General features: G+C 57.0%; 2 protein-coding genes and 1 tRNA gene. 1 reads left to right on the top strand and 2 read right to left on the bottom strand.

From position 1 onward, the window contains the following. Positions 1-92 precede the first annotated feature (92 nt). Positions 93-168: transfer RNA gene (locus QMZ29_RS19555), tRNA-Val, on the bottom strand. Positions 169-462: 294 nt separating this feature from the next. On the opposite strand from QMZ29_RS19555, the gene gltX reads away from it, so the two are divergent. Next, positions 463-1,878 (top strand): glutamate--tRNA ligase, encoded by a 1,416-nt coding sequence (gene gltX / locus QMZ29_RS19550; RefSeq protein ID WP_025303764.1) that lies wholly within the window; start codon positions 463-465, stop codon positions 1,876-1,878. A gap of 67 nt (positions 1,879-1,945) precedes the next feature. Here gltX and QMZ29_RS19545 read toward each other — a convergent pair whose 3' ends face one another. Then, positions 1,946-2,731, bottom strand: a complete 786-nt coding sequence (locus QMZ29_RS19545) for a formate/nitrite transporter family protein (protein WP_043143749.1) — start codon at positions 2,729-2,731, stop codon at positions 1,946-1,948. Between the last annotated feature and the right edge of the window lie 308 nt (positions 2,732-3,039).

The raw sequence follows: 3,039 nt of genomic DNA, 5'->3' as shown, positions 1-3,039 counted from the left end.
ACGGGCTCGAACCGCCGACCCCCTCCGTGTAAAGGAGATGCTCTACCAACTGAGCTAATCACCCTCATTCGTTCTCATTTTTCTCAACAAGATGGTGGGCGATGACGGGCTCGAACCGCCGACCCCCTCCGTGTAAAGGAGATGCTCTACCAACTGAGCTAATCGCCCCGTCTTGTTGGAGTCGCATTATAGGGATAGTTCAAAGTGAGTCAACGCTTTTTAAAATGATTTCAATCGTTCGCCGCAAATTTAGGCAGGGCGCGATAATTATCGCCAGCAGCGCCGATTCTTTGCGCGATGCTATGCGAAACTCGCCGCAAAATGCGCGAAATCGACCGGCGCAATATCGTGTCGGCGTTGAGGAATTAGCGCGTGGTGATACAATGTCGTCCACTCTTTTTTCAATTCCGAGCAATCGTCGGCCATCGCCGACACGCGTTGCGTAATAAGGCAGTGAACCCAATGAAAATCAAAACCCGTTTTGCACCGAGCCCGACTGGCTATCTTCACGTCGGCGGCGCGCGTACCGCACTTTATTCCTGGTTGTTCAGCCGCCATGCGGGCGGTGAGTTCGTTCTGCGTATCGAAGATACCGATCTGGAACGCTCTACCCAGGACGCGATCGACGCAATTATGGATGGCATGAACTGGTTGAACCTGGATTGGGATGAAGGTCCGTATTTCCAGACCAAGCGTTTCGATCGCTACAACGCGGTCATCGACGAGATGCTGGAGCAGGGCACGGCCTATAAATGCTATTGCTCCAAGGAACGTCTGGAAGCGCTGCGCGAGAAGCAGATGGAAAATGGCGAGAAGCCGCGTTACGACGGCCACTGCCGCGACAGCCAGTGCAGCCACACCGACGACGAGCCGCACGTGGTGCGTTTCCGCAATCCGCAGGAAGGGTCGGTGATCTTCGACGACAAAATTCGCGGCCCGATCGAATTCAGCAACCAGGAGCTGGACGATCTGATCATCCGCCGCACCGACGGTTCGCCAACCTATAACTTCTGCGTCGTCGTCGATGACTGGGATATGGAAATCACCCATGTGATCCGTGGTGAAGACCACATCAACAACACCCCACGCCAGATCAACATTCTCAAAGCGCTGGGTGCGCCGGTGCCGGAATATGCGCACGTGTCGATGATCCTCGGCGACGACGGTAAAAAGCTGTCCAAACGCCACGGCGCCGTGGGCGTGATGCAATACCGCGACGACGGCTATCTGCCGCAGGCGCTGCTGAACTACCTGGTGCGCCTGGGTTGGTCCCATGGCGATCAGGAGATCTTCTCCATCGATGAGATGAAAGAGTTCTTCACGCTGGAAGCGATCAACAAATCCGCCAGCGCCTTCAACACCGAGAAGCTGCAGTGGCTGAACCACCACTACATCAACCATATGCCGGCGGAAGAAGTGGCGGTGCATCTGGCATGGCACGTTGAGCAACTGGGCATTGAAACCCGCAACGGTCCGGAACTGAAAGACCTTGTCAAGCTGCTGGGCGAGCGCTGCAAGACGCTGAAAGAGATGGCGGAGTCTTGCCGTTACTTCTACGAAGACTTCAGCGAGTTCGACGCCGACGCCGCCAAGAAGCACCTGCGCCCGGTCGCGCGTCAGCCGCTGGAAGCGGTGCGTGCCAAGCTGGCCGCCATCACCGTCTGGACGCCGGAAAATGTGCACGACGCCATTCAGGGCACGGCGGATGAGCTGGGTGTCGGCATGGGCAAAGTCGGCATGCCGCTGCGCGTCGCGGTGACCGGCGCCGGCCAGTCGCCGGGCATGGACGTGACCGTGCATGCGATCGGCCAGAAGCGCTCGCTGCAGCGTATCGATATGGCGCTGGCTTACATCGCCGAGCGTGAAGCCCAGGCCTGATTAGGCTGATACGCCGTAAATGAAAAAGCCCCGTGGAGCGATCCCGGGGCTTTTTTATTGCTTGCTGTCAGGCTTGTTCGCCGGCCGGCAAACCCGGACGGTAGGCGATGAAATACATCAGCCCGACAAAGCCGGCGCCGCCCAGCGCATTGCCGAGAAATACCGCGACGAAATTAGGCAGATACTGTTCCCAACCCATGCCGCCGGCAAAGATGGCCGCCGGGATGATGAACATATTCGCCACCACGTGCTGGAAGCCGATGGCGACAAAAGCCATGACAGGGAACCACATGCCGATCACTTTGCCCGGCACATCTTTGCTGGCGAAGGCTAACCACACCGCCAGGCACACCAGCCAGTTGCAGCCGACGCCGGAAATGAAGGCGTGCAGGAAGTCCGCATCCACTTTGGCCTGCGCGATCGCCAGCGTCTTATGCAAGAACGCGCCTTCGGTCAGGCCCAGCAAATGGCCGAAGAAGTACGCGACGGCCACGCTGCCGGCCAGGTTGGCCAGAGTGACCCAAAACCAGTTGCGCAGCACGGCGATGGCGGGGATTTCGCGGGCAAACCAGGCCATCGGCAAGGTCATCATGTTGCCGGTCAGCAGTTCGCCGCCGGCCAGAATGGTCAGGATCAAACCGATAGGGAAGACCGCGGCGCCCAACAGGGCGCCGAAAGAGCCCCATTCAGCCGGCAGGGTGCCGATGACGTGAATATCCAGCAGGAAGCCGGTGGCGATAAAGGCGCCGGCGAGAAAGCCCAGAATCAACAGATTAGCGAGAGGGGCGCGGCTTTTGTTTACCCCGGCCTGAACGGCGAGGGCGGCGATTTCTTTTGGTGAATGCAAAGACATGACGGACTCGGTTTATAGTAATAAAGTTTATGGCGCGGGCAGTCTATGCCGCTCGGGAGCCCGACTCAAGCGCATTTCGCTAACATTCCGTTAATTAAAAATCAACGTGATATGCAGGGTCTTTTGCTATTTTGAGATGTAGCGCGCAAAATGGATGAACTCTGCACAAACTGATGATTTTTTGGCGCCAAAGATGCTGATTTGGCGGCTTTTTCAACGCTTGATTCAGTAATTCAATTTAGCCGTTGACAGCTTTGAATGGGTTTCATATTATGCGCCCCGTTCACAGCACAAAGTGATTGTGGAAC

Source organism: Serratia sp. PF-27, from assembly GCF_030053255.1.
Taxonomy (GTDB): Bacteria; Pseudomonadota; Gammaproteobacteria; order Enterobacterales; family Enterobacteriaceae; genus Serratia; species Serratia bockelmannii.
Note: the sequence above shows the minus strand (reverse complement) of the source record. Positions and strands in the feature narration are given on the sequence as shown.